This is a genomic window from Burkholderia sp. PAMC 26561 (genome assembly GCF_001557535.2).
Lineage (GTDB): Bacteria > Pseudomonadota > Gammaproteobacteria > Burkholderiales > Burkholderiaceae > Caballeronia.
The window spans coordinates 531279-552440 of sequence record NZ_CP014306.1; the positions used below are offsets into that span (position 1 = coordinate 531279).

The window sequence follows — 21162 nt, forward strand, 5'->3', positions numbered from 1 at the left end:
GCAATTGAATGCCAAATCAAAAAAATGTTCTCGCCTCCAGCCTCAGTGCGGGGACTTCCTCACTACGATTCCTGCAGAAGTCGTGACATAGTTATCGAAGCGCATTTTCAAGTGCGGCGAGCTAGCATAGGGAGGAAGATCAACGTGAAAGTCCAGCACGTGGGAGTCCGGCGCAATGATGAAAGGCTTGACGTCGTGCCCCAAAGCTCGAAGACGCGAAACTACGTCGATCAAATCCCGATGCCTATAAAGCACAGTATGACCGCTTTCGATCGTGTCGTCGGTTGATGAAAGATTTAGTTCGGTGGTGTGGACTGCGACACCGCCGCCCGCCAACGTCTTTTCGACGCTGTTGAGTATGAATTGAATCCCTGCCTCAAGCGATCCAAGATGTTCCAGACAACAGCATGACCAAGTAAAATCGAATCCGGCAATGTCATCGTCGATCGCGTTCATGTCGCAAAACCGATGTGAGACACGCGCGTCAAAATCCGCTTCTGGCACGATGCTTGGATATTTAAGCTCCGCAAGATTGTCGCTATGCTGACCGGTCTTAGTCCACCCGCTGGAGACGCCAATATAGGGCGGCGCGTCCGTCGCCAACACGCTCGCACCACGGCTTGCGAACGCCGCGGGCAACCGCTCCTTGCCAACGCCGAAGCCTACCCCTCGTTTTCCTTCCTGCAACATCCCCGCCTGCTCTAAATGATGAAGGACAAAAATCCATTCCCAGAGCTTCCGGTGAAACATGAGGGGGTGATCAAGCACTGCACAAAGATCCGAATATCTTGGATGAAGGAAGTCTGCAGCACTGCAACTGGAAAAAGGCATAAACGGCTTATCGCGCGACCAATGCGACGTAGTGGGAAGGAAGATGTGGTCTCTGATCGCCTTAGCGACCCGTTCATCAAAAGTATTTTCTAACGCCTCAATCCTGGCTCGGAGCGCCGTTACTTCATACTCGGCTCCGTCGGATGACAATGCCTCCTTTATTCCAACCAAGGCCTGCTCGGAACCACGCATCGCGTCGTGCAACGCTTCTCGTTGTAGCCCAGGCAATTTGATGATTGCCTGATTAATTGTCAGAATTGCAGAATAAGCGGATGCAAACTGTCTAAACGGCGTGTAGTTCTTGATCGACATGGCTCTCCCGCGTATCACTTTGACTGCAGTGGGAATACCCAAAAATTGACATCTGTGGAACTCCTGTCAAGAGTGGTTATTCAAGTTCCGCTGGTTCGTACGATCGATACAGCCATGCCGGCTTCTTACCTTTATCCTCACTGGTCTTTCGGGCGCGAACAAATAGATATTGCCCAAGGTCGTGTTTTCTATATTCGATAAGATGCCCAAATTTATCAGGATCAAGATAAAGAGCGGTCATATTATCGTGAACGTCGGCGCTGAACATTTCATCGATAGTAAAGCCTAGATACGTCAATAAAAGGTATAGCTCGTGTTTGTTGTACTCCCGATTATGTCTTCCATACGGCCCGAATCCGCTATACGGGTCATACATATTTGTTCCGACAACCATGCGCGCGACGTTTTCAATCCGATTTACGTTTGGCGTTGTTAGAACGAGCGTTCCATCATTCTTCAGGACACGCTTAATTTCCCTTAATACTCGACAAGGATCATTCAGCAGATGTTCGATAATTTCACAAAAAAGGACGATGTCGAGCGATTCGGTTTCAAACGGAAAGACGTCTTCTTCAATGTTAAAATGAGAATACGCAAGATCGACCTGTGTTTTATTCTTCGCGTTCCGGAACTCACTTAAATAAACCGTTTGTGACGCCTCGCCCTTTGGTATTTGATCTCCAAAATAATTGCCGAGTCGCCAATCAACTGACGTGAAATTCCTCAACAGCATTGTGGTGAAGTAAGGGTTCCCACCTAACTCCAAACCGGTAAGCGGCCCCTTCACATCTTGAGTCGTGCGCTGCACGAGACCAAATGTCTGCACAAACCGCTCGAAGTCTTGAATGCAATAACTTGAGATCGATTCAGGTGCATCTGATACTCGCACTGACTTGAGCCAATCGAATAATTCCTGCCTCGAAACCCCCTCGGGCAAGGGCAGCGGCGGACGAAGAGGAAATGATTCCAATGTGTACTTCGGCCTGCCGACATCGGCGTCGCTTGTTTCAGGTGCAACTTCCTTCTGGTTCTCGACAATCTCAACAGCAGCAGTTCGTTTCCGCAGGAACATCGTAATTCCTCTGATCGGTTGTATGACTGGCAGCTACACGGGTTTGCAATCGACACTTCAGAACGAAAGTTGCAGGTTAAACGTTTCTCCGGTTATGTAAAGAAGTTGCTATAAATTCGACATCATCGGGCGAACGATGCTGCCGCGCCAATATGCGCCGCCCGCCGCATCAGGGCTTGGCCGCGGCAGGCAGGGAATTGATCCATCGTCCATACCATTCAGCCTCGAACATCACCCGTTCAAGCTGTTCAGTACTCTCCTGCCAAGTCATCCACGGCATCCCGGTTGACGCAGGTTCGCGACCTTCCTTCTGCAGCACCACCCACGCTTTGATGGCGCTAGCCAAATCATTCGCATGGGTGCCCGTGAAGAAAAACACGTGATCGCCTGCAACCTCACGGAACACTGGAATATCCCGTGCGATGATTGGCAGCCCTTTTTGCGCCGCCTCAATCAACGGTAAGCCAAACCCTTCACCCAATGACGCCGCGAGCAGACAAGACGAAACTTCGTAGATTTTTTCTAGATACTCGTCGCTAATGCCCTGAAGCCAAAAGAATCGCTCATTCTGGTCGACATGCGCCTCAAGTCGCTTGACTAAGTCATCCACGCCCCATCCGGCTTTACCCACGATAACCAGGTTCACGTCGACATTCTCTGTCCACAATTGTTCAAACGCGGCGAACGCCTGCAGATGACCCTTTCTTGGTTCGACCGTGCCAACCATGACAAATGTTGGCCTCGAGCGCAGCGCCGTCAGTACCTCCGCAGAATTGTCAGGCAACCCTATTGAAGGTTGACTATTTTCGATGTCCGCACCAAGGTGAAAATAGCCGAGCTTGAGATCACGCAGACGTTCTGACCCGTTGGCGTCGAGCCAGGCACGCAGATCATCAGCTACTGCCCGCGAGATACAAATGAGCCCATCCGCGACAGTGGACAACGTGGTAAGCCAAGGTGGAAATACAGCGGCGATGAACCCTGGGAACCACTCCGGCTGAGCCACCGGCAGAAGGTCGTACACGATGAAATAGACCTTTATCCCGCGACGTCTCTGAGCCGCAAACCAGCCTTCCGCGGCCGGAACACAGTCGGCGACGAGATCGAGACCCAAAAACACGTCACCTTGAGCGCTGTCGACCCAGTCGTCCTCATCGCTCACACCGCGAGGACCGAGGTTGAACTCGTGCATGAACTTGTTCGCATAGCGGTAAACCATCACGCTGCGATCAAGCCGCACCAGTCGCACTTCCCAACCCGACGGCGGGAGCTCGAGCAGTTTGCGGGCGATTGCACGGGTCACACGCTGGATGCCCGACTTTGCATCTATTTCGCAAAGCACAGACACGTCGACCAGCAACTGAGGCATGCGTCCAGTCCGCTGGTTGGACGCGATCACATCCGCACTAGCAATCAAATCAGCGTCCGACACAGGATGATTCAGTGTTGTCAGCGCTTTAACCAGCCTACGGTAGCGCGATTCAGCAGATGAAAGTGCGTTAAATTGGGAATCCACTATTGCATCGGGCGCCGTGGGCAACGCCAAGGCAGCATCAATGCCGTTTGGTCTATCACGACGACCGTGAGCGGCCATCGCCTTCTCGAACGCATCCAAAGCGCGCCGTCCGGTCGCATCCCAAGAGAACTTCGGCACCTGTACAGCAGCATTTGCCAGCAACGATTGCCGATACTCGTTATCACTCAAGCCGCGCTGCATCATATCGGCCATCTGCTTCAGATCGAGCGGATTAAACATCGCGTCGGCGCGGCCGATCACTTCCGGAATGCTCGTAGCTGCAGAGCCGATGACAGCGGCGCCGCACGCCATCGCCTCAAGTGCGGGCAAGCCGAAACCCTCGTGGAGCGACGGAAACACGAACAGCTCGCACGATTGGTACAGCGCAACAAGATCGGCGTCATTCACGTATCCCGACAACACCAGATCGTCTTGGGCAAGCCCGTTTTCGGCTGCGAGATCAAATAGCTTTGTCCGGTTGATTTCCGTCGCCTGACAAACCATGAAAAGTTGATGCTGTTTGCGCAACTTCGATGGCAATTTTGCGTAAGCGACAATCAAACCCTCAAGATTCTTTCTCGGCTCGACAATCCCGGTTGTCATCACAAACGGGCGCGTGATTCCGTATCGCCCGTGAAGCGCGCGACGCTCGACGTCAGTCAACGCATGAATGACAAAGTTTTCCGATACCGCGGAAGAAATGTTAGCGATGCGTTCCTGTGCAATGCCAAGTTCGCGTACAGCCTCTTCACCGCAATATCCGGAGATGGCAAGCAATACATCCGCGCGTTTTAACGCTTCGATCTTGCTGTAATAATGCTTTTTGAAGCCAACATCAGTAAGGTATTTTTCCGGATTGAGGAACGGTATGAGGTCGTAGAGTGTAACGGCGACCAACGTATCCTGATCAAAGGCCTTGACCGACGAAATTGATTCGTCCACATATCCTTCAAACAAGCTGCTGATATGCACAAGGTCCGGCTCAAGTTCTGCAATGGCATGCTCGCGGATAAATACGGCTGCCACGTTCCGCCAGTCGCTGTCGCCCTGATAAACAGAAAAACGCGGAAGGGAATAAACGACAATACGATCGTCGGGCAACAGCCCTTCAAACGAAGCACGAATACCTTCCACTGTCCCAGGAAAGAGATCGTTCAAGGCAATCCAGACCTCGTGATTCCCCGCGTTCCTGACTATCGCCTTGGCCAGCGCGAGGCTGTATCGGCCGATACCGCGCAGACGGCTAACCGATTGGCATCCCTGAAGATCTAAAACAATACGCATTGCAGTACCAGGATATTTTATTTTGTGTTGGCGCTTTTGGCTTCCACCAAATCCGCGTAGATCGCGCGTCCGCGCGTCGTTAGCCCTTCCGTTGATTCGACTGGCGCAAGTGGTGCGCCAGCAACGACATTTTGGGCTGTCGCAAATCCGACGTACCGGGCAACAAAGGCGCGCGCGCGTGGAAACCTTGCGAGCAAATTGGCGACACGCTGCTTCAGCACAGGACGGCATTGTACGTAGGCTACCGCATGGAGCATTACTAGCTTCACAGTACCATTCACCGCGCGAGGGGAACCGCGGAACTTGCGCATCACGGTTCCGACGGCCCTTACCGGCGCCGACAACCGCCAGCTACTGCTGCTTAGCAGCGCAATCACGTGCTGCTGCGATCGATGCGCAAGATCTTCCGCCGCAGCCGCCCGCGCGTAGGTAGCATGAAGCTGAGCCTCAAGTTCCTGGGCCCGCTGCAACTGCGCGGAATTGTTCGCTCTTATCTCAGCAGCATCTGCGCGCTCCCGCGCGTCCGCCAAACGCGCTTGCAGGAACTGCAGACGTCCTAGTGCCTCGCTCAACTGCCCCTGTGCCTCGCTTAACTGCCCTTGCGCCTCACCCAGCCGCAACTGAGTGTCGTCCGTTCGGGCCACGGCGTCATGCAACTGCGCATGCGCGCTGGCAGCCTCGGCGCGCAAAGCCGCGCGTTCCGCCTCCGCCTCAACCACCCGCTCTAACAATGCGTTCACGTCTTCAGTCTCCTTCGCCGAAACAGGCAACGGCGAGTCGCTCACAAGTGAGTCGGCAACCTCGACCAGCTCATTGCCTGCCTTCTTGAACGCAATGATCGCGTAATCCGGCGCCTGCATGAAATTCTGATCAAGCGATGACACCACCTTGTTGATGACACTCGCGCCCGACAATTCCGTGGGCATCAACTCAAGATTATTCTGCAGAAAACCACGATTGACGGGCACGATAACAACGCGCTCAAAACCCGAAAACTCCGCCGCAAAACTCAGCAGTATCGAAGGGATGGGTCGCTCATGAGTCGGGTCGAGATAAAAGTTGCACGCTCCAACCACCAGGTTTGCCGGATTCGGAGTCTCTAGCAGGATCGCACCACCGTCGTCCACGACTCGATATGCTTCCCGCAGAAACAACAGCAGATTCTCAAAGCCAAGATGCTCGACCACGTGGAACGCGCTGATCAATCCGTAGGACTGGTCAGGTTGCTGAGCGAGGTACTGCATTGCATCGGCGCTGAATACGGCAAGGCCGGCCCGCTTTCCTTCCGCGACAAAGTCTTCATTGAGATCAAGACCTTCCGCCGGAACGCCACGCTCGCCCAACAATTCAAGCCATTCAGCGCGGCCGCATCCTACGTCCAGCACCTTCTTTTGCACGCGGTTGGCCAGCGCTTCGACGAGCGGCAAATACACGCTCTGCCGAGACTTGATCAACTCACGACTACCTCGAAAACGATCCTCGAGGGCCCGATAAAAATCATCCGATACCATATGCAGCGCTGCGCCTCGTTATACGTTAGTGATTTTCGACGCTCAATTCAGGCTCGATCCACGCGCATCCCACGAACTTCTTCTTTGACATGTTCAGTACCTGGAATACCACGGCAAAATCGCGCCATTCGTAGTTCTTGACCACGTGCGAGTCACCAGCATGCAGCGCCAGCGCGATTGAATAGCTGCCTTCGCCAAGGTTCGCCGGGAACGTAAAGCGGTAGGAAAGCCGATCACCCGATTTGAGCGCCTTGCTCGAACGTTCCAGGTGATATGTGTTGGTACCAAATATAGGCTGTCCGACGCGGTCCTTGATCATATAACCCAGAACCAGCTCGGAAATATCCGACTTCACCGCGACGTCGACCTCAAGCGTCACCTCGCTGCCTACATCGATGAGTTCGTTCGATCTGCCATCCGCATCAACCAGCCGAATACTGTCGATAACAGCCTCGCCCGAGCCCGACTTTGTCTGCGTCGTGCCGTCTTCGCTCTTTGTCTGAACGACGTTTGCTGCTTCCTTGTCGGCAAGCAGCGCGTTGTAGTAATCGAAAATGGCTTCCGGCGAACCTTCCAGTTCAAGCCGTCCCGCATTCAGCAAGATAGCCCGGTCACAGATTGCCTGAATCGCCGTCTTGTCATGCGACACGATCAGCAGCGTGGTTCCTTGCTCGCGGAAAGTGCGGATCCGGTCGAAACTTTTGTGCTGGAAGTAGGCGTCGCCGACTGAAAGCGCTTCGTCGATGATCAGGATATCCGGCCGATGAAAAGTCGCAACGCTGAAGGCAAGGCGCATCTGCATGCCGCTTGAGTAGACACGCACGGGCTGATCGATGGCATCGCCAATTTCGGCGAACTCTTCGATCCTGCTCATGTTCTGCGCAATTTCATCGACGGAATAACCGAGCAGTTGCCCCGCCATGAAAGCGTTCTGGCGACCGGTGAAATCCGGATGAAAACCCATGCCCAGCTCAAGCATGGCAGCGACACGTCCGGTGATCGTGATGCGGCCGGTTGTTGGCTGCGTCGTGCCGGTGATCATCTTGAGCAGCGTACTTTTACCCGCGCCATTGATCCCGACGATACCCAGCGACTCGCCCTGCTTGATTACAAAATCAATGTCCTTCAGCACCCACTTCAGGTCGTGGCGGACAATCGGCACCGGCGACAGCCACTCCAGCAGTCGTCCGAAGCGCGAGGGATATTGCTTGTATGCCTTACCAACGTTTTGTACCGAGATACTGCCCATGTTCCGATCCACTTTTACGGTTTGAACCGTGAGGGTACACGACCGACAGCCATAGACTATTGTGGCCGGTACCAGACGCGCAACGGACTCACGAAACCGAAACCCAACGCGCTTGCAAGAAACCGCCACGCGTGGCCGTTTGTATTGCGTTTCATTGCATTACGCGAATGTCTGCGCATTAAACAGCCAACAGCGCGCAAGGCTTTGCAGCCTTGCGCGCTTTCCGAAAACCGCTCAACGCCGGTAACGCACCGGCCTGCGGTTTCGCTCAGAACGAAAACCCGGTCTTGTTGCGACGCAGATCTTCCTCGACCATCATCTTGCAGAGCTGTTCGAGCGTCGTCTTGGGTTCCCAGCCGAGCACCGACTTGGCTTTCGCCGGATCGCCAATCAACAGTTCGACTTCGGCCGGCCGGTGGAACTTGGGGTTCACCTTGACCAGCACCTTGCCGTTCGAAGCATCCACACCCTCTTCTTTCTCGCCTTCGCCACGCCACGCCACTTCTACACCGGTGGCCTTGAACGCCATCGATACAAAATCGCGCACCGTTTCAGTACGATTTGTCGCGAGCACGAACGTGTCCGGCTGGTCGGCCTGAAGCATACGGAACATGCCTTCGACATATTCCTTGGCAAAGCCCCAGTCGCGCTTCGCGTCCATGTTGCCGAGTTCGAGGACGTCGAGCTTGCCAAGCGAAATCTTCGCGACGGAATCTGTAATCTTGCGGGTGACGAACTCCCGGCCACGCAACGGTGACTCGTGGTTGAACAGGATCCCGCTCGAACCGAAGATATCGTAGGACTCGCGATAGTTGATCGTGATCCAGTGCGCGTAGAGCTTCGCAACACCGTAGGGACTACGCGGATAGAACGGTGTGTCTTCCTTCTGCGGGATCGCCTGGACCTTGCCGAACATTTCCGAAGTCGACGCCTGGTAGAAACGGATGGACCGATCCACGATCCGGATGGCTTCGAGAACGTTCAACGCGCCAACGCCGGTGATTTCAGCCGTCGTTGCCGGCTGGTTGAACGACACGCCCACGAAGCTTTGCGCCGCAAGGTTGTACACCTCGCGCGGCTGCGCCGCCTCCAGCAAACGGATCGTCGCGCCCAAATCAGTCAAATCATGCTCGATCAGATTCAGCTTCGGGTGATTAAGGATACCCAGCTCATCCATGCGCCAAAAGTTGACGGAGCTCGTACGCCGATAGGTACCATGAACTTCATAGCCACGGTCCAGCAGCAACTGCGTGAGATATGCCCCGTCCTGCCCCGTGATTCCAGTAACTACTGCGCTCGTCAATTCCATCTCCTTTGGGAAGACCTGTCTTTTGCAAAAGTAGCGCAAAACACAGAATAAAATCTACAAAATGGCCGCAATTATATCTGACGGACAAAACCCGCCATCCGCCAAAACACTGTCTCCAAACCTATTGCTGTAGCCCGAAGTTCAAGCTGAGGCGTCCCGGCCGGGCTCGACGCCCAAATTTGCCCAACCGGCAACATCAAAGCTCGTCGACCATGTCGGCCGCGTGGCGGCGAAACAAATAAAGGCCCAGTACGCATAACAGCAAGCCCAGGATCAGCACCGGCCAAACCAGCGTCCAGTCGGGCCACTGACCATTCACGAGAATCGCCTGATAGCCCAGGATCAGGTCAGCCATGGGATTGAACTTAATGTAAGGCTTGATGCTTTCCGGCAATACATGCCACGGATAAACGATGGGCGTGAACCAGAACCAGAATTGCAGGAGTATCGACATGAACTGGCCGACGTCGCGGAAAAAGACGTTCAAAACGCCTACCGTGATTCCGAGCCCGACACTAAAAACGATCTGTACCAGCAGTAATGGGACCAGACCGAGGAAAGTTACCCCGGGAAAGTTGCCGCTCACTACCAGGAAGATTGTAAACAGAGAAAATATGATCAAAAAATTCATCAACGCCGAAAGCGCGACGATGACCGGCAGCGCAATCCGTGGGAAGCTAAGCTTTTTCAGGACATTCGCGTTCTCGATGAATACGCTCTGCGCTCGAGACACGATTTCCGCAAAGAGGCCCCATGTCAACACCCCTGCACACAGGTAGATGCTGAAGCCGAACGTACTGTTCACACCCGGCATTCTTGACTTCATGACTTCCGCGAAGATCACGGTGTAGACCAGGATCATGGCCAAGGGTTGCAAAACCAGCCACAGCGCACCGAGCATGCTGGTGCGGTAGCGCATCTGGAATTCGCGTTTGACGCTGCTAAAAATAAACCCGCGGTACCGGATCAGGGCACCCAACAATGCGCTCAAATCATGTCCTCAGCGTTGAATATTTGACAGCCCGCGTTGCGGGCCTGTCATTGTGGGAAATTTCGTAGATTGCCCCAAACCCGCCATTGTCAGCGATGTTTCCGGCAAAAGGCAATTGCTGCCTCGGTTCCGTGACAAATAGCGCGAAATCAGCCGTCTGCCGCCGGTTAGCACCCCCGCCACTTGACTTCGAGGCCAACAGCATTAGACGGCGCATGATTATAAATGCGAGCAACCACTAACAAAAGCGCCCTGACAACCTGATACAAAGCCGAAAAGTAATAATTCCTGATTAATTTTTTTGCAGTAACTTATGCAACTTTCCTGGTCGCCAGTTTGCGCGCCCGTCAGTCAGCGACGGCCTCGGCTATCATGCAAGGTCGGGCTCACAAGCAATTGACGAAGTCCACGCAAACTTTAGCAGCGACGCAATTGTCCCAAGTTACCGTTGTTGGCCGAAAAAACCTCCGCTGCTAAGGTTCGTCCATCCGCACCATCCACGCTTGGCAACAGATTCATTCCTCTCACCTTTCCTCCATGGCATCTTTACTCCCGCAAAGCCCCGTCCCACTTGCATTCGGCGACATCCAGGGTTGCCGCGAAGCATTTCAGCGTCTGCTGGCAAAAGCCGCCCCGAGCGATGCCACGCCGCTGTGGTTCGCCGGCGACATCATCAATCGCGGCCCGCAGTCCCTTGCCACGTTGCGCGACCTGATCGCGCTCGGCGACCGCGCCGTCGCAGTCCTCGGCAACCATGACCTGCATTTGCTGTCCGTATCGGCGGGGATTCGCAAATCCAAAAAGGGCGACACTATCGATGAAATCCTCGCCGCGCCCGACGCCGCCGATCTCATCGACTGGGTGCGGCACCGGCCGATTGCGCACTTCGATCACGGCATGCTGATGGTTCACGCCGGCGTCTTGCCGCAGTGGGACGTAGCAACAACGCTCGAACTAGCCGACGAATTTCAGAGCGCGCTGCGGGCGCCCAACTGGAAGGAGACGCTTGCAAGCCTCTACGGTAACGAACCGAATCGATGGAAATCCAAGCTCAAAGGCGCTGACCGGCTGCGCGTGATATGCAACGCGCTCACGCGCCTGCGCTTTTGCTCCGCCGATGGCGACATGGAGTTCTCCTCCAGCGGCGGCGTCGGGTCCGCGCCTGCCGGCTTCATTCCGTGGTTCGATGTACCGTCACGCGCTACGTCGGACGTGACCGTGGTCTTCGGCCACTGGGCGGCGATTGGCTTGATTGTCCGCGATAACATCATTGGCCTGGATTCTGGTTGCGTCTGGGGCGAACGACTCACCGCCATGCGTCTCGCCAGCGATCCTGCCCAACGGACGGTGACGCAGGTGGAATGCTCGGATTGCCGCGCGGTGATTGATTAAAGCCGCGATTCCCGCATGCACTGGCGCAGCGCTTCGTCCCACGCGGGCGCCTCGATGCCGAATGTCATCGCCAGCTTGTCGTTTGAAAGCTGTGAGTTCAGTGGCCGTACAGCCGGGGTGGGATACGCGGATGTCGTAATGCTTTTGATCACTTGCCTGGCCGGCTGACAGGAGTTATGAAAGATCGCCTCCGCGAATCCCGCCCATGATGTCGACCCTCCCGCTGTGAGATGGTAGATGCCGGAGCTGCGGATCCAGTCGTCGCGATCGCCGCACAGTAGCTGCGACAACACTTTGGCTGTTCCGCTGGCGACGGTCCTCGACCACGTCGGCGCGCCTGTCTGATCGTTCACCACGCTGAGTTCGTCGCGCTCGGCGCCAAGCCGCAGCATCGTTTGGAGAAAGTTTGTTCCTCGGGCGCCGTAGATCCAGCTCGTGCGAAAGATCAGATGTGCGCAGCCCGACGCCGCAATGGCCTGCTCTCCCGCCAGTTTGCTCACGCCGTAGACGTTCAGAGGATTCGGCGGATCGTCCTCGACGTACACGCCGGGCTTCGCACCATCGAACACGTAATCGGTCGAGTAGTGAACCAGCAACGCGCCAAGACGCTTGGCCTCCTGGGACAACACTCCCGGCGCATCGGCGTTCACTCGCATTGCGCTGGCGGCGTCCGTTTCGGCTGCATCGACTGCCGTATAAGCCGCGGCATTCACAATCAACGAAGGTCTCACGTATTGCACGACGTGCCGTATCCGATTCGTATCCGATAAATCCAGACCGGCCCGATCCAGTGCCACGACGCGGCCAAGGCCCCGCAGACTGCGCGCAAGTTCAAAGCCGATCTGGCCGTTGACGCCGGTCAGCAGAATCGTCTGTTGCGGCAATGCCGAGTCGATCATTGCGGCGCTCAAGGGTAATGGTCGGCATCGGCCAGGCTTGCGCCCCCGGCATCTTTTGCGGACAGCACCGGCTCGAAATCTATCGGCCACTGTATGCCGATATCGGGATCGTTCCAGGCAACGCTTCGCGCATGTTCCGGATGCCAGTAATCGGTCGTCTTGTAGAGCGATTGCGCAAACTCCGACAGCACGACAAAACCATGCGCGAATCCCGGCGGAATCCAAACCTGCCGGCGGTTGTCAGCGGACAACTTCACGCCCGTCCAGCGGCCAAAATGCGGCGAGCTTTTACGCATATCGACGGCGACATCGAACACTTCGCCTTCCACCACCCGAACGAGTTTTCCCTGCGGATGTTCGATCTGGTAATGCAAGCCGCGCAACACGCCACGCGCCGAACGCGAATGATTGTCCTGCACGAATTCCACGCCGGCCTGAACATGCTCGCCGAAGTCGCGAACGTTGAAGCTCTCGAGGAAGAAGCCGCGTGCGTCCGTGAACACATCCGGCTCGATGATCACGACTCCCGGCAACGCAGCGGCGATTACTTTGAAGGCCATGCGACTTGATGAGTAAGAAGGTTGAGCAGATAACGCCCGTAGGCATTTCTTGCGAGCGGCGCGGCAAGCTTCGAGACTTGTTCGCCGTCGATCCAGCCACTGCGAAAAGCAATTTCTTCAGGACACGCGATCATCAGCCCCTGCCGTTTTTGCAGCGTTGCGATAAACGTCGCGGCCTCGATCAGCGAGTCGGGTGTGCCGGTATCGAGCCACGCAAAACCGCCGCCCATGATCTGTACCTCCAGCTTCTGCTTTCCCAGATAGGCCGAATTGATATCGGTGATCTCCAGTTCTCCGCGTGCCGATGGCTTGATGCCTCGGGCGATGCGGCACACGTCGTTATCGTAGAAATAGAGGCCGGTTACTGCGTAGCTCGAACGGGGAATCCGCGGTTTTTCGTGTATCGATATTGCGTGGAAATCCGCGTCGAATTCCACCACGCCGTAACGCTCGGGATCTTGCACATGGTAGGCAAAAACCGTGGCGCCTTCAGGTCGTGCGTTCGCCTGCGCGAGCCGCTTGTCGAGATCCTGACCGTAGAAAATATTGTCGCCGAGAATCAGTGCGCATGGGTCCGCGCCAATAAAGCCCTCGCCGATGATAAACGCCTGCGCCAGCCCATCGGGCGCGGGCTGCACGGCGTACTGGATCTCCATGCCCCACTGGCTTCCGTCACCCAGCATGGCTTCGAAAAGCGGCGCATCGTGGGGCGTCGTGATGACCAGCACTTCGCGGATTCCCGCTGTCATCAGCGTGGACAGGGGATAGTAGATCATCGGTTTGTCGTACACGGGCAGCAATTGCTTCGAGACCACATGTGTGATCGGATAAAGCCGCGTGCCCGTGCCGCCGGCGAGAATGATGCCCTTACGCGCCATCGTCGGTCCTTGTTGTCCTGATACACGCCGTTCGATACGCGCCGGAGATCACATCGCCGACCCACGTCTGATTGTTCAGAAACCAGCGGACTGTTTTCTCGATACCCGTCTCGAACGTTTCCGCCGGCTTCCAGCCGAGTTCGCGCTCGAGCTTGCGGGCATCGATGGCATAACGCCGGTCATGTCCCGGCCGGTCCGTAACGAACGCTATCTGGTCGCAATACGAACCCGCCGTTTTTGGATTCAATCGGTCGAGCCGGTCGCACACCGAGTGCACGACCTCGAGGTTCGTCTTCTCATTCCATCCGCCGACGTTGTAGGTTTCGCCAACTCGGCCTCGCGCCAGCACTTCGCGGATCGCGGCACAGTGGTCGCTCACATACAACCAGTCGCGGATGTTCAAGCCGTCGCCGTACAGCGGCAGCGGCTTGCTTGCCATGGCGCTCATGACCACCAAAGGAATCAGCTTCTCCGGAAATTGATAAGGGCCGTAATTGTTCGAGCAGTGGGTCGTGACCGTGGGCAAAGCGTAAGTATGGTGATACGAACGCACGAGATGGTCGGAAGCAGCTTTGGTCGCCGAATAAGGGCTATTTGGCGCGTACGGCGTGGTCTCGGAGAAAGGGGCATCGTCGGGGCCCAGAGAACCAAAGACTTCATCCGTCGATACATGCAGGAAGCGAAACGCCCTTTGTTCGGCAACGGCCAATGATCGCCAGTACGCGAGAGCCGCTTCGAGCAGCGTGAAGGTGCCGACCACGTTGGTCTGCACGAATTCGGCGGGTGCATCGATCGATCTGTCCACGTGGCTTTCGGCCGCGAGGTGGATGATCGCGCGAGGTCTGTGCCGAGCGAGCAGCGCGTCAATCGCCGCGCGATCGCAGATGTCCGCGCGTACAAAAACGTGATTCTGGTTATGCTGCAGAGGATGCAGCGTGGACAGATTGCCGGCATAGGTCAGCTTGTCGACGTTGAGCACAGCCTCGCTCGACGCGCTGAGCCACTCAAGCACGAAGTTCGCGCCGATAAACCCAGCCCCGCCCGTAACAAGGATCATGTCAATGCCCGGGCGTGAGCCCCTCGAGGTCTTCAGACTCGGCAGCCACTTCTTCTTGCGTTTCAGCCACCGTCACCACACTCAGCCCCGCCTGCATCCGTCTCAACGCGCCTTCAATTGCCGCCTGCGCCTCTTTCGCCAGCACGCGCCGGTCATCCCCCGCCGCGAGCGCATCGCAGACGTAAAGATGCGCGGTCAGCGGCCTGGCATGCAGCATAGCGTTGAGCGTAAAGCTAAGCGTCAGGTCATCGATATAAGCCGGAGCCTCCGACTGCCTTCCATTGCCATCCTCGTACATCAAACAAACCGGCTGAACGGGACAACCCGCCGACACCGCCGCCTGAAACAGATTCGAATGAAACGGCAGCAAGTCCTTGCCCGCCGATGTTGTCCCTTCTGGAAACACGCACATCAACTCGCCGCGCTTCAACCGTTCGGACAGCTCATGCATGATCCGTTTCGCATCGCTGCGTTTTTCGCGCTGGAGAAAGATCGTGTCCAGTTGCTGCGCAAGCCAGCCGACGATCGGCCATTGCCGCACTTCAGCCTTCGATACAAACGGCGTCGGCCGCCATGCGTTCACCACGTAGATATCGATCCACGAGACGTGATTGCCGACGACCAGCGCGCCGCTATCGAGCCGCGCCTGATCGTTATGGACGACGAGCTTCATGCCGCATCGGCGCAACATCTCGACTGACCACGCTCGGTTCAATTCCATCCGCGTTTGGGGCGTCGCGTTGGGAAAACGCGTCGCCACGGTGAACATGCCGTGCAGCAGATGCGCAAAGATGCGGAGCTTGCGGATGGCGAGCATGGTCTTTCGATCCTCAGCCGGGAAGTGCTTCATAAGCAACGTGCCCGGCCACGATCGTCGCCCTCACCCGCGCCGGCAGCTCGTAGCCGAGGAACGGCGAGTTATATCCCTGGCTCTTCAGCTTCGCCGGTTCGACCTGCCATTCGGCAGCGGGATCGAAGAGACAGAGGTCGGCGGTATCGCCCACCGCAATGCGTCCCGCGTTCAGCTTGAGCACGCCGGCCGGCGAATTCGTGATGCGCGTCAGCGCCTTCGACAGCGGCACGTTCGCCTCGCGCGCCCACTTCACGGTCAGCGACAACAGCAACTCGAGACCCGTCGCGCCCGGCGTGGCTTCGGCGAAGGGCAGCAGCTTTTCGTCGTCATCGAGCGGGGTGTGATCGGAACAGATTGCATCGATGGTGCCATCGGCCAGCCCCGCGCGAATCGCATCGCGATCACGCTGCGAGCGCAGCGGCGGATCGAGACGAAACTGCGAGTTGAAATAGCCGATGTCCATGTCTGTCAGATGAACATGGTTGATGGTCACATCGCAGGTCACGGCGAGGCCTTCGGCCTTCGCCTGCCGCATCAGCGCCACGCCCGCGGCCGACGACAAGTGCGACAAGTGCACGCGCGCGCCCGACACGCGGACCAGCTCGAAGATGGTATGCAACGCGATGGTTTCTGCCGACACCGGCACGCCCGACAACCCCAGCCGCGACGCCACCGCGCCGCTCGCCGCCACGCCGCCGCTCGCCATGTAGCTGTCTTGCGGACGCAGCCAGACGGCATAACCGTAAGTGGTCGCATATTGCAGCGCGCGCAAGAGCGTGCGGGTGTTCACGATCGGCGTATCGGCCTGCGAAAATCCGATGCAACCCGACCCGGTCAACTCGACCATTTCGGTGATCGCTTCGCCTTTGAGCCCGACGGTCAGCGCACCCAGCGGATACACGTGCGCCTTGTTCAGCTTGTGCGCGCGAAAACGCAACATTTCGACAAGACCGGGTTCATCGAGAACGGGATCGGTGTCCGGCGGACACACGAGACTCGTCACACCGCCGGCGGCAGCGGCCGCCATTTCGGATTCCAGCGTGGCCTTGTGTTCGAACCCGGGTTCGCGAAGCCGTGCGCTCAAATCCACAAAACCCGGCGATACCACGAGGCCCTTTGCATCGATGGTAAGTGCCGCGTGAAAGTCGGCTGGCGCACTGCCGATTCCCGCGATCTTCCCCTCATCGATAAACACATCGGCGAGTGTTTCGGTGCCCGCGGCCGGGTCGATGACAGTGCCGCCCTGAATATGTATTTGCATTGGCTTAATCACTATTCCCGGCAACGATGCCCATTACCGCCATGCGCACGGCGATCCCGAAGGTGACCTGATTGAGAATCACGGACTGCGGGCCATCCGCGACCTGCGAATCGATTTCGACGCCGCGATTCATCGGTCCCGGATGCATCACGATGGCATCGGGCGCGGCGAGCGCAAGACGCTCGGGTGTGAGTCCCCACGACTTGAAGTACTCCTGCGCCGACGGTAGCAACGCGCCGCTCATGCGCTCGTTCTGCAAACGCAGCATGATGATCACATCGACGTCCTTCAGGCCTTCGTCGAGGTTGTGATACACGTGAACGCCCATCTCGTTCAGGTTGCTCGGCAACAAGGTGCGCGGCCCGATGGCGCGCACTTCGGGCACGCCGAGCGTGGTCAGCGCATGGATGTCGGAGCGCGCCACCCGCGAATGCAGGATGTCGCCGACAATCGCCACACGCAGGTTCCTGAAGTCCTTCTTGTAGTGACGGATCGTGTACATGTCGAGCAGGCCTTGCGTCGGATGCGCATGACGCCCGTCGCCGGCGTTGATCACGTGCACATGCGGCGCGCAATGCTCGGCGATCAGATACGGCGCCCCGCTCGATGCATGACGCACCACGAACATGTCGGCGTGCATCGCGGAAAGGTTGTTGATGGTGTCGAGCAGCGATTCGCCCTTGCTCGTGGACGATGCATTGATATTCAGGTTCAGCACGTCCGCCGACAATCGCTTCGCGGCGATCTCGAAGGTAGTTCGCGTGCGCGTGGAGTTTTCGAAGAACAGGTTGAAGACCGACTTGCCGCGCAACAGCGGCACTTTCTTGATCTCACGATCGGTCACGCTGACGAACTGTTCGGCGGTATCGAGAATAAGCGTGACGATGGCGCGCGGCAGGCCTTCAATGGTGAGCAGATGCTTGAGTTCGCCGTTTTTGGTGAGCTGCGGATTGCCTTTGAGAAAGCCTGGGCGCGTCACCGCCGGCTTCCTGTCCGGCGCGCTGCTTTCGGCAGAACCCTGGGTGGCCATGTTCATGTGGATCCTGGTAGTGCTTGATTCGTGACAAAAAGAAATGCTTACCGCGCGTGCTTGATCAGTGCGTGCTTAATCGGTGCATGATTAATCGGTGCGTGCTTCGGTGCTGAACGAAAGCGTGCCGTCGTCGCGCTGCGTGAGCACGAGATTGGCACTCGCCGATACATCCACCACACCGCCCGTAAAGCGCGCCGCCATGGGCAACTCGCGGCCGCCGCGATCGGCGAGCACGGCGAGTTCCACCTGCGCGGGACGGCCGTAGTCGTAGAGCTCGTTGACCGCTGCGCGCACGGTGCGTCCGGTGGACAGCACGTCGTCGATCAGCAGGATTTTCGCGTTATCGATTTCGAACGGCAGGGACGTCGGGCTCGCCTGACTATGCAGGCCCTTCTTGGCATAGTCATCGCGATGCAGCGCCACGTTCACCACGCCGAACTGCGCCACGTTCAAGTCTTTCGCGAGACGAGTGGCAAGCCACACACCGCCGCTGTAAATACCGGCGAGCACCGGACCACCCGCTTGCGAGAGCGACTCGCCATAAGCCGCGCGAATCTGCCCGAGCAACTCGCGATACAACGCCTCGGCGTCAATGGAACTCATGATTGATCGTCGGAAAGTTGGTCGAAATACTGTTGGAGAATGACGCGGGCGGCTTCGGCATCGATGTCGTCATAACGGCCCTTCGCGTTCATCTTCACGCCGTTGCGTTTCAGTTCGGCTTTCGCTTCCACCGATGAATACCGCTCGTCCACCCAGCTCACTGGCACGCTGAACCGGCCGTTCAACTGATTGCCGAAGCGCGTGGCGAGCTGCGTCATTTCGTGCGGCGTGCCGTCGGGGTGCATCGGCAAACCGACGATCACCGTGCGCGGATTCCACTCTGCAATCAGCTGCCCGACCGCCTCGAACCGATACTCCCGGCTGCGGTTTTCAAGCACCGTCAACGCCCGCGCATGGCGCGTCAATGTATTGCCGACCGCGACGCCGATGCGCTTTTCGCCGTAATCGAAGGCAAGCAACGTGGCTTCGATACGACTTCCAGCCTGGCCGTCACCCGTCATGCGTGGCCCGCTTCGCCCGACAACATGGAAAGCGAAACGCCCAGCAACGACAGCGCCGCCTGCAACTTGTCCTCGGCGGGTACGTCGAAGACGATGCGCGGATCAGCTTCGACCGTCAGCCAGCCGTTCTTCGCGATTTCCTCTTCGAGCTGCCCCGCGCCCCAGCCGGCGTGGCCGAGCGTGAGCAGGAAGCGCTCGGGACCCTTGCCGCTTGCGACCGCCTCGAGCACGTCTTTCGACGTGGTCATGGCAAGGCCGCCCGGCACGCTCATGGACGATGTATAGACATCGCCGTCAGCGGGATCGTGAAGCACGAAACCGCGCTCGGTCTGCACGGGTCCGCCAAAATACACGGGCAAATGCACGAGCGGCTCGATCTCGAGCTTCAGGTCGATGCGGTTGAAAAGCGATTGGAGGTCGATGTCGGTCGGCCGGTTGATCACCAGGCCGAGCGCACCACGCTCGCTGTGATCGCAAAGGTAGACTACAGTCCCCGAGAACGTGGGATCGGCCATGCTGGGCATGGCGATCAGGAACTGATTCGTCAAATTGATGCGATCGGGTGTCTTGGACATAATTCGGATTTTAACAAAGGCGATACTTGATGGCCGACTTTGAGCTGGGGCTAGTCTGGTTTCGACGAGACCTGCGCGTGGCAGACCATGCTGCACTCTATCACGCACTAACACGCTGTCGCCGGGTGCTGTGCGCCTTCGTTTTCGACCGCGAAATTCTGTCGCCTTTGTCGAAAAACGATCGGCGCGTACCGTTCATTCACGCAAGCGTGATTGAACTGGACCAAACCCTGCGCGAGGCCGGGGGCGGGCTGATGGTGCGTCACGGCATGCCGTCGCATGAAATTCCCGAACTCGTGCGCGAATGCGGCGTGAACGCCGTGTTCGCCAATCGCGATTATGAGCCGTCGGCCAAAGCGCGCGACGAGGGTATCGAGAAAAAGCTGGCGAGCGCCGATGTTGCGTTTTTCACGTTCAAGGACCAGACCATCTTCCACCAGGACGATGTGCTGACCGGCGCCGGCAAGCCGTACACGGTTTTTACACCGTACAAGCGCAACTGGCTGGCATCGCTTACTCCGGACGCGCTGAAACCGTATGCATCGGAGGAAAGTCTGTCAGCTTTAGCGAAACTGCCGGCGGGTGTGAAGCACGGGATTCCATCGCTGGAATCGCTCGGGTTTAGCAAGGAGCACGCGCCCGCGTTGCCCGCGGGCACGAGCGGCGCGTATCAGCTTTTCGACGACTTCCGCGACCGCATGACCGACTACGACCGGACGCGAGACTTTCCAGGAGTCAAAGGGCCGAGCTATCTCAGCGTGCACTTGAGGCACGGCACCATTTCCGTACGCGCCCTGGCCCGGACCGCACACGACGCCCAACGCCACGGCAATCGCGGCGCGGAAACGTGGCTGTCCGAACTCATCTGGCGCGACTTCTATTTCTCCGTGCTGCACCATTTCCCGCAAGTGGGCGTACCCGGCGATCACAAGGCGTTTAAGCCGGTGTACGACCGGATCGAATGGGAAACCGGTGAGGTGGCCGACAGCAACTTCGCCGCGTGGTGCGAAGGCCGCACAGGCTATCCGCTGGTCGATGCCGCCATGCGCCAGATCAACACGTCCGGGTATATGCACAATCGGCTGCGAATGGTCGTCGCGAGTTTTCTGACAAAGGATCTCGGGCTGGACTGGCGTCGCGGAGAACGGTATTTCGAGTCGCTGCTGAATGACTTCGAGCTGTCATCGAATAATGGCGGCTGGCAATGGGCGTCTTCCAGCGGCTGTGACGCCCAGCCGTATTTCCGCATTTTCAATCCGATCACGCAGTCGGAGAAATTCGATGCCAAGGGCAAGTTCATCCGCCATTACGTGCCGGAACTCGCCGGGCTCTCGGACAAGGACATCCACGCACCGTGGAAAGCCAAGCCGGACGCGCTGAAGGCGGCGAAAATCGCCTTGGGCGCGGAATACCCGATGCCCGTCGTCGATCACGATACCGCCCGCAAAGCCACGCTGGCGCGCTATGCGGTGGTCAAAAGCGCGTCCGGTCCTGCTCCGGCCGACGACGAGTAGA

General features: G+C 57.5%; 19 protein-coding genes. 2 read left to right on the forward strand and 17 right to left on the reverse strand.

Annotation, left to right across the window (positions count from 1 at the left end):
* Positions 1-42: 42 nt before the first annotated feature.
* The 7 genes from AXG89_RS42945 to AXG89_RS02450 all read right to left on the reverse strand — a co-directional run bounded on the left by AXG89_RS42945 (position 43) and on the right by AXG89_RS02450 (position 10075).
* Positions 43-1143, reverse strand: a complete 1101-nt coding sequence (locus AXG89_RS42945) for a hypothetical protein (RefSeq protein WP_236873368.1) — start codon at positions 1141-1143, stop codon at positions 43-45.
* 76 nt (positions 1144-1219) lie between these two features.
* Positions 1220-2215 carry a class I SAM-dependent methyltransferase gene (locus AXG89_RS02425; RefSeq protein WP_062167583.1) on the reverse strand — a complete coding sequence of 332 codons (996 nt, stop codon included), beginning with the start codon at positions 2213-2215 and terminating at the stop codon, positions 1220-1222.
* Positions 2216-2384: 169 nt separating this feature from the next.
* On the reverse strand, positions 2385-5015 hold the full coding sequence (locus AXG89_RS02430) for a glycosyltransferase family 4 protein (RefSeq protein ID WP_069638335.1): 2631 nt from the start codon (positions 5013-5015) through the stop codon (positions 2385-2387).
* Positions 5016-5032: 17 nt separating this feature from the next.
* Positions 5033-6526 carry a class I SAM-dependent methyltransferase gene (locus AXG89_RS02435; protein WP_062167587.1) on the reverse strand — a complete coding sequence of 498 codons (1494 nt, stop codon included), beginning with the start codon at positions 6524-6526 and terminating at the stop codon, positions 5033-5035.
* 25 nt (positions 6527-6551) lie between these two features.
* Positions 6552-7775, reverse strand: coding sequence for an ABC transporter ATP-binding protein (locus AXG89_RS02440; protein WP_062167589.1), 1224 nt, complete (start codon positions 7773-7775; stop codon positions 6552-6554).
* 268 nt (positions 7776-8043) lie between these two features.
* On the reverse strand, positions 8044-9084 hold the full coding sequence (gene gmd, locus AXG89_RS02445; RefSeq protein ID WP_062167591.1) for a GDP-mannose 4,6-dehydratase: 1041 nt from the start codon (positions 9082-9084) through the stop codon (positions 8044-8046).
* A 196-nt stretch (positions 9085-9280) separates the two neighbouring features.
* A complete protein-coding gene (locus AXG89_RS02450) occupies positions 9281-10075 on the reverse strand; it encodes an ABC transporter permease (RefSeq protein WP_062167593.1) in 795 nt (264 codons plus the stop codon).
* Between the two features lie 537 nt (positions 10076-10612).
* On the opposite strand from AXG89_RS02450, the gene AXG89_RS02460 reads away from it, so the two are divergent.
* Positions 10613-11467 carry a symmetrical bis(5'-nucleosyl)-tetraphosphatase gene (locus tag AXG89_RS02460; RefSeq protein WP_062167597.1) on the forward strand — a complete coding sequence of 285 codons (855 nt, stop codon included), beginning with the start codon at positions 10613-10615 and terminating at the stop codon, positions 11465-11467.
* Here the strand turns inward: AXG89_RS02460 and rfbD are convergent.
* The 10 genes from rfbD to AXG89_RS02510 form a co-directional block, all read right to left on the reverse strand.
* Positions 11464-12366 (reverse strand): dTDP-4-dehydrorhamnose reductase, encoded by a 903-nt coding sequence (gene rfbD, locus AXG89_RS02465; protein ID WP_062167599.1) that lies wholly within the window; start codon positions 12364-12366, stop codon positions 11464-11466. The genes AXG89_RS02460 and rfbD overlap by 4 nt on opposite strands.
* A gap of 8 nt (positions 12367-12374) precedes the next feature.
* Positions 12375-12926, reverse strand: a complete 552-nt coding sequence (gene rfbC, locus AXG89_RS02470) for a dTDP-4-dehydrorhamnose 3,5-epimerase (RefSeq protein WP_062167601.1) — start codon at positions 12924-12926, stop codon at positions 12375-12377.
* Positions 12911-13804, reverse strand: a complete 894-nt coding sequence (rfbA, locus tag AXG89_RS02475) for a glucose-1-phosphate thymidylyltransferase RfbA (RefSeq protein WP_062167604.1) — start codon at positions 13802-13804, stop codon at positions 12911-12913. The genes rfbC and rfbA overlap by 16 nt, the downstream gene beginning before the upstream one ends.
* Positions 13794-14861, reverse strand: coding sequence for a dTDP-glucose 4,6-dehydratase (gene rfbB / locus AXG89_RS02480; protein WP_062167609.1), 1068 nt, complete (start codon positions 14859-14861; stop codon positions 13794-13796). The genes rfbA and rfbB overlap by 11 nt, the downstream gene beginning before the upstream one ends.
* A gap of 1 nt (position 14862) precedes the next feature.
* On the reverse strand, positions 14863-15678 hold the full coding sequence (locus AXG89_RS02485) for a lysophospholipid acyltransferase family protein (RefSeq protein ID WP_062167615.1): 816 nt from the start codon (positions 15676-15678) through the stop codon (positions 14863-14865).
* Positions 15679-15691: 13 nt separating this feature from the next.
* On the reverse strand, positions 15692-16975 hold the full coding sequence (locus AXG89_RS02490; protein ID WP_062167619.1) for a dihydroorotase: 1284 nt from the start codon (positions 16973-16975) through the stop codon (positions 15692-15694).
* Positions 16976-16979: 4 nt separating this feature from the next.
* A complete protein-coding gene (locus tag AXG89_RS02495; RefSeq protein ID WP_119024614.1) occupies positions 16980-18011 on the reverse strand; it encodes an aspartate carbamoyltransferase catalytic subunit in 1032 nt (343 codons plus the stop codon).
* Positions 18012-18095: 84 nt separating this feature from the next.
* Positions 18096-18611 carry a bifunctional pyr operon transcriptional regulator/uracil phosphoribosyltransferase PyrR gene (gene pyrR, locus AXG89_RS02500; protein ID WP_062000175.1) on the reverse strand — a complete coding sequence of 172 codons (516 nt, stop codon included), beginning with the start codon at positions 18609-18611 and terminating at the stop codon, positions 18096-18098.
* Positions 18608-19072 carry a Holliday junction resolvase RuvX gene (gene ruvX, locus AXG89_RS02505; RefSeq protein ID WP_375508394.1) on the reverse strand — a complete coding sequence of 155 codons (465 nt, stop codon included), beginning with the start codon at positions 19070-19072 and terminating at the stop codon, positions 18608-18610. The genes pyrR and ruvX overlap by 4 nt, the downstream gene beginning before the upstream one ends.
* Positions 19069-19647: a YqgE/AlgH family protein gene (locus tag AXG89_RS02510; RefSeq protein ID WP_062167622.1), complete on the reverse strand. Its 579-nt coding sequence runs from the start codon at positions 19645-19647 to the stop codon at positions 19069-19071. Before AXG89_RS02510 ends, ruvX begins: the two co-directional genes overlap by 4 nt.
* Before the next feature lie 29 nt (positions 19648-19676).
* On the opposite strand from AXG89_RS02510, the gene AXG89_RS02515 reads away from it, so the two are divergent.
* Positions 19677-21161 carry a cryptochrome/photolyase family protein gene (locus AXG89_RS02515; RefSeq protein ID WP_062167626.1) on the forward strand — a complete coding sequence of 495 codons (1485 nt, stop codon included), beginning with the start codon at positions 19677-19679 and terminating at the stop codon, positions 21159-21161.
* The last annotated feature ends 1 nt before the right edge of the window (position 21162 follow it).

Bases quoted from the DNA above. Each gene is read 5' to 3' on its own strand.
- AXG89_RS42945 (WP_236873368.1), bottom strand. From the start codon at position 1,143: ATGTCGATCAAGAACTACACGCCGTTTAGACAGTTTGCATCCGCTTAT.
- AXG89_RS02425 (WP_062167583.1), bottom strand. From the start codon at position 2,215: ATGTTCCTGCGGAAACGAACTGCTGCTGTTGAGATTGTCGAGAACCAG.
- AXG89_RS02430 (WP_069638335.1), bottom strand. From the start codon at position 5,015: ATGCGTATTGTTTTAGATCTTCAGGGATGCCAATCGGTTAGCCGTCTG.
- AXG89_RS02435 (WP_062167587.1), bottom strand. From the start codon at position 6,526: ATGGTATCGGATGATTTTTATCGGGCCCTCGAGGATCGTTTTCGAGGT.
- AXG89_RS02440 (WP_062167589.1), bottom strand. From the start codon at position 7,775: ATGGGCAGTATCTCGGTACAAAACGTTGGTAAGGCATACAAGCAATAT.
- gmd (WP_062167591.1), bottom strand. From the start codon at position 9,084: ATGGAATTGACGAGCGCAGTAGTTACTGGAATCACGGGGCAGGACGGG.
- AXG89_RS02460 (WP_062167597.1), top strand. From the start codon at position 10,613: ATGGCATCTTTACTCCCGCAAAGCCCCGTCCCACTTGCATTCGGCGAC.
- rfbD (WP_062167599.1), bottom strand. From the start codon at position 12,366: ATGATCGACTCGGCATTGCCGCAACAGACGATTCTGCTGACCGGCGTC.
- rfbC (WP_062167601.1), bottom strand. From the start codon at position 12,926: ATGGCCTTCAAAGTAATCGCCGCTGCGTTGCCGGGAGTCGTGATCATC.
- rfbA (WP_062167604.1), bottom strand. From the start codon at position 13,804: ATGGCGCGTAAGGGCATCATTCTCGCCGGCGGCACGGGCACGCGGCTT.
- rfbB (WP_062167609.1), bottom strand. From the start codon at position 14,861: ATGATCCTTGTTACGGGCGGGGCTGGGTTTATCGGCGCGAACTTCGTG.
- AXG89_RS02485 (WP_062167615.1), bottom strand. From the start codon at position 15,678: ATGCTCGCCATCCGCAAGCTCCGCATCTTTGCGCATCTGCTGCACGGC.
- AXG89_RS02490 (WP_062167619.1), bottom strand. From the start codon at position 16,975: ATGCAAATACATATTCAGGGCGGCACTGTCATCGACCCGGCCGCGGGC.
- AXG89_RS02495 (WP_119024614.1), bottom strand. From the start codon at position 18,011: ATGAACATGGCCACCCAGGGTTCTGCCGAAAGCAGCGCGCCGGACAGG.
- pyrR (WP_062000175.1), bottom strand. From the start codon at position 18,611: ATGAGTTCCATTGACGCCGAGGCGTTGTATCGCGAGTTGCTCGGGCAG.
- ruvX (WP_375508394.1), bottom strand. From the start codon at position 19,072: ATGACGGGTGACGGCCAGGCTGGAAGTCGTATCGAAGCCACGTTGCTT.
- AXG89_RS02510 (WP_062167622.1), bottom strand. From the start codon at position 19,647: ATGTCCAAGACACCCGATCGCATCAATTTGACGAATCAGTTCCTGATC.
- AXG89_RS02515 (WP_062167626.1), top strand. From the start codon at position 19,677: ATGGCCGACTTTGAGCTGGGGCTAGTCTGGTTTCGACGAGACCTGCGC.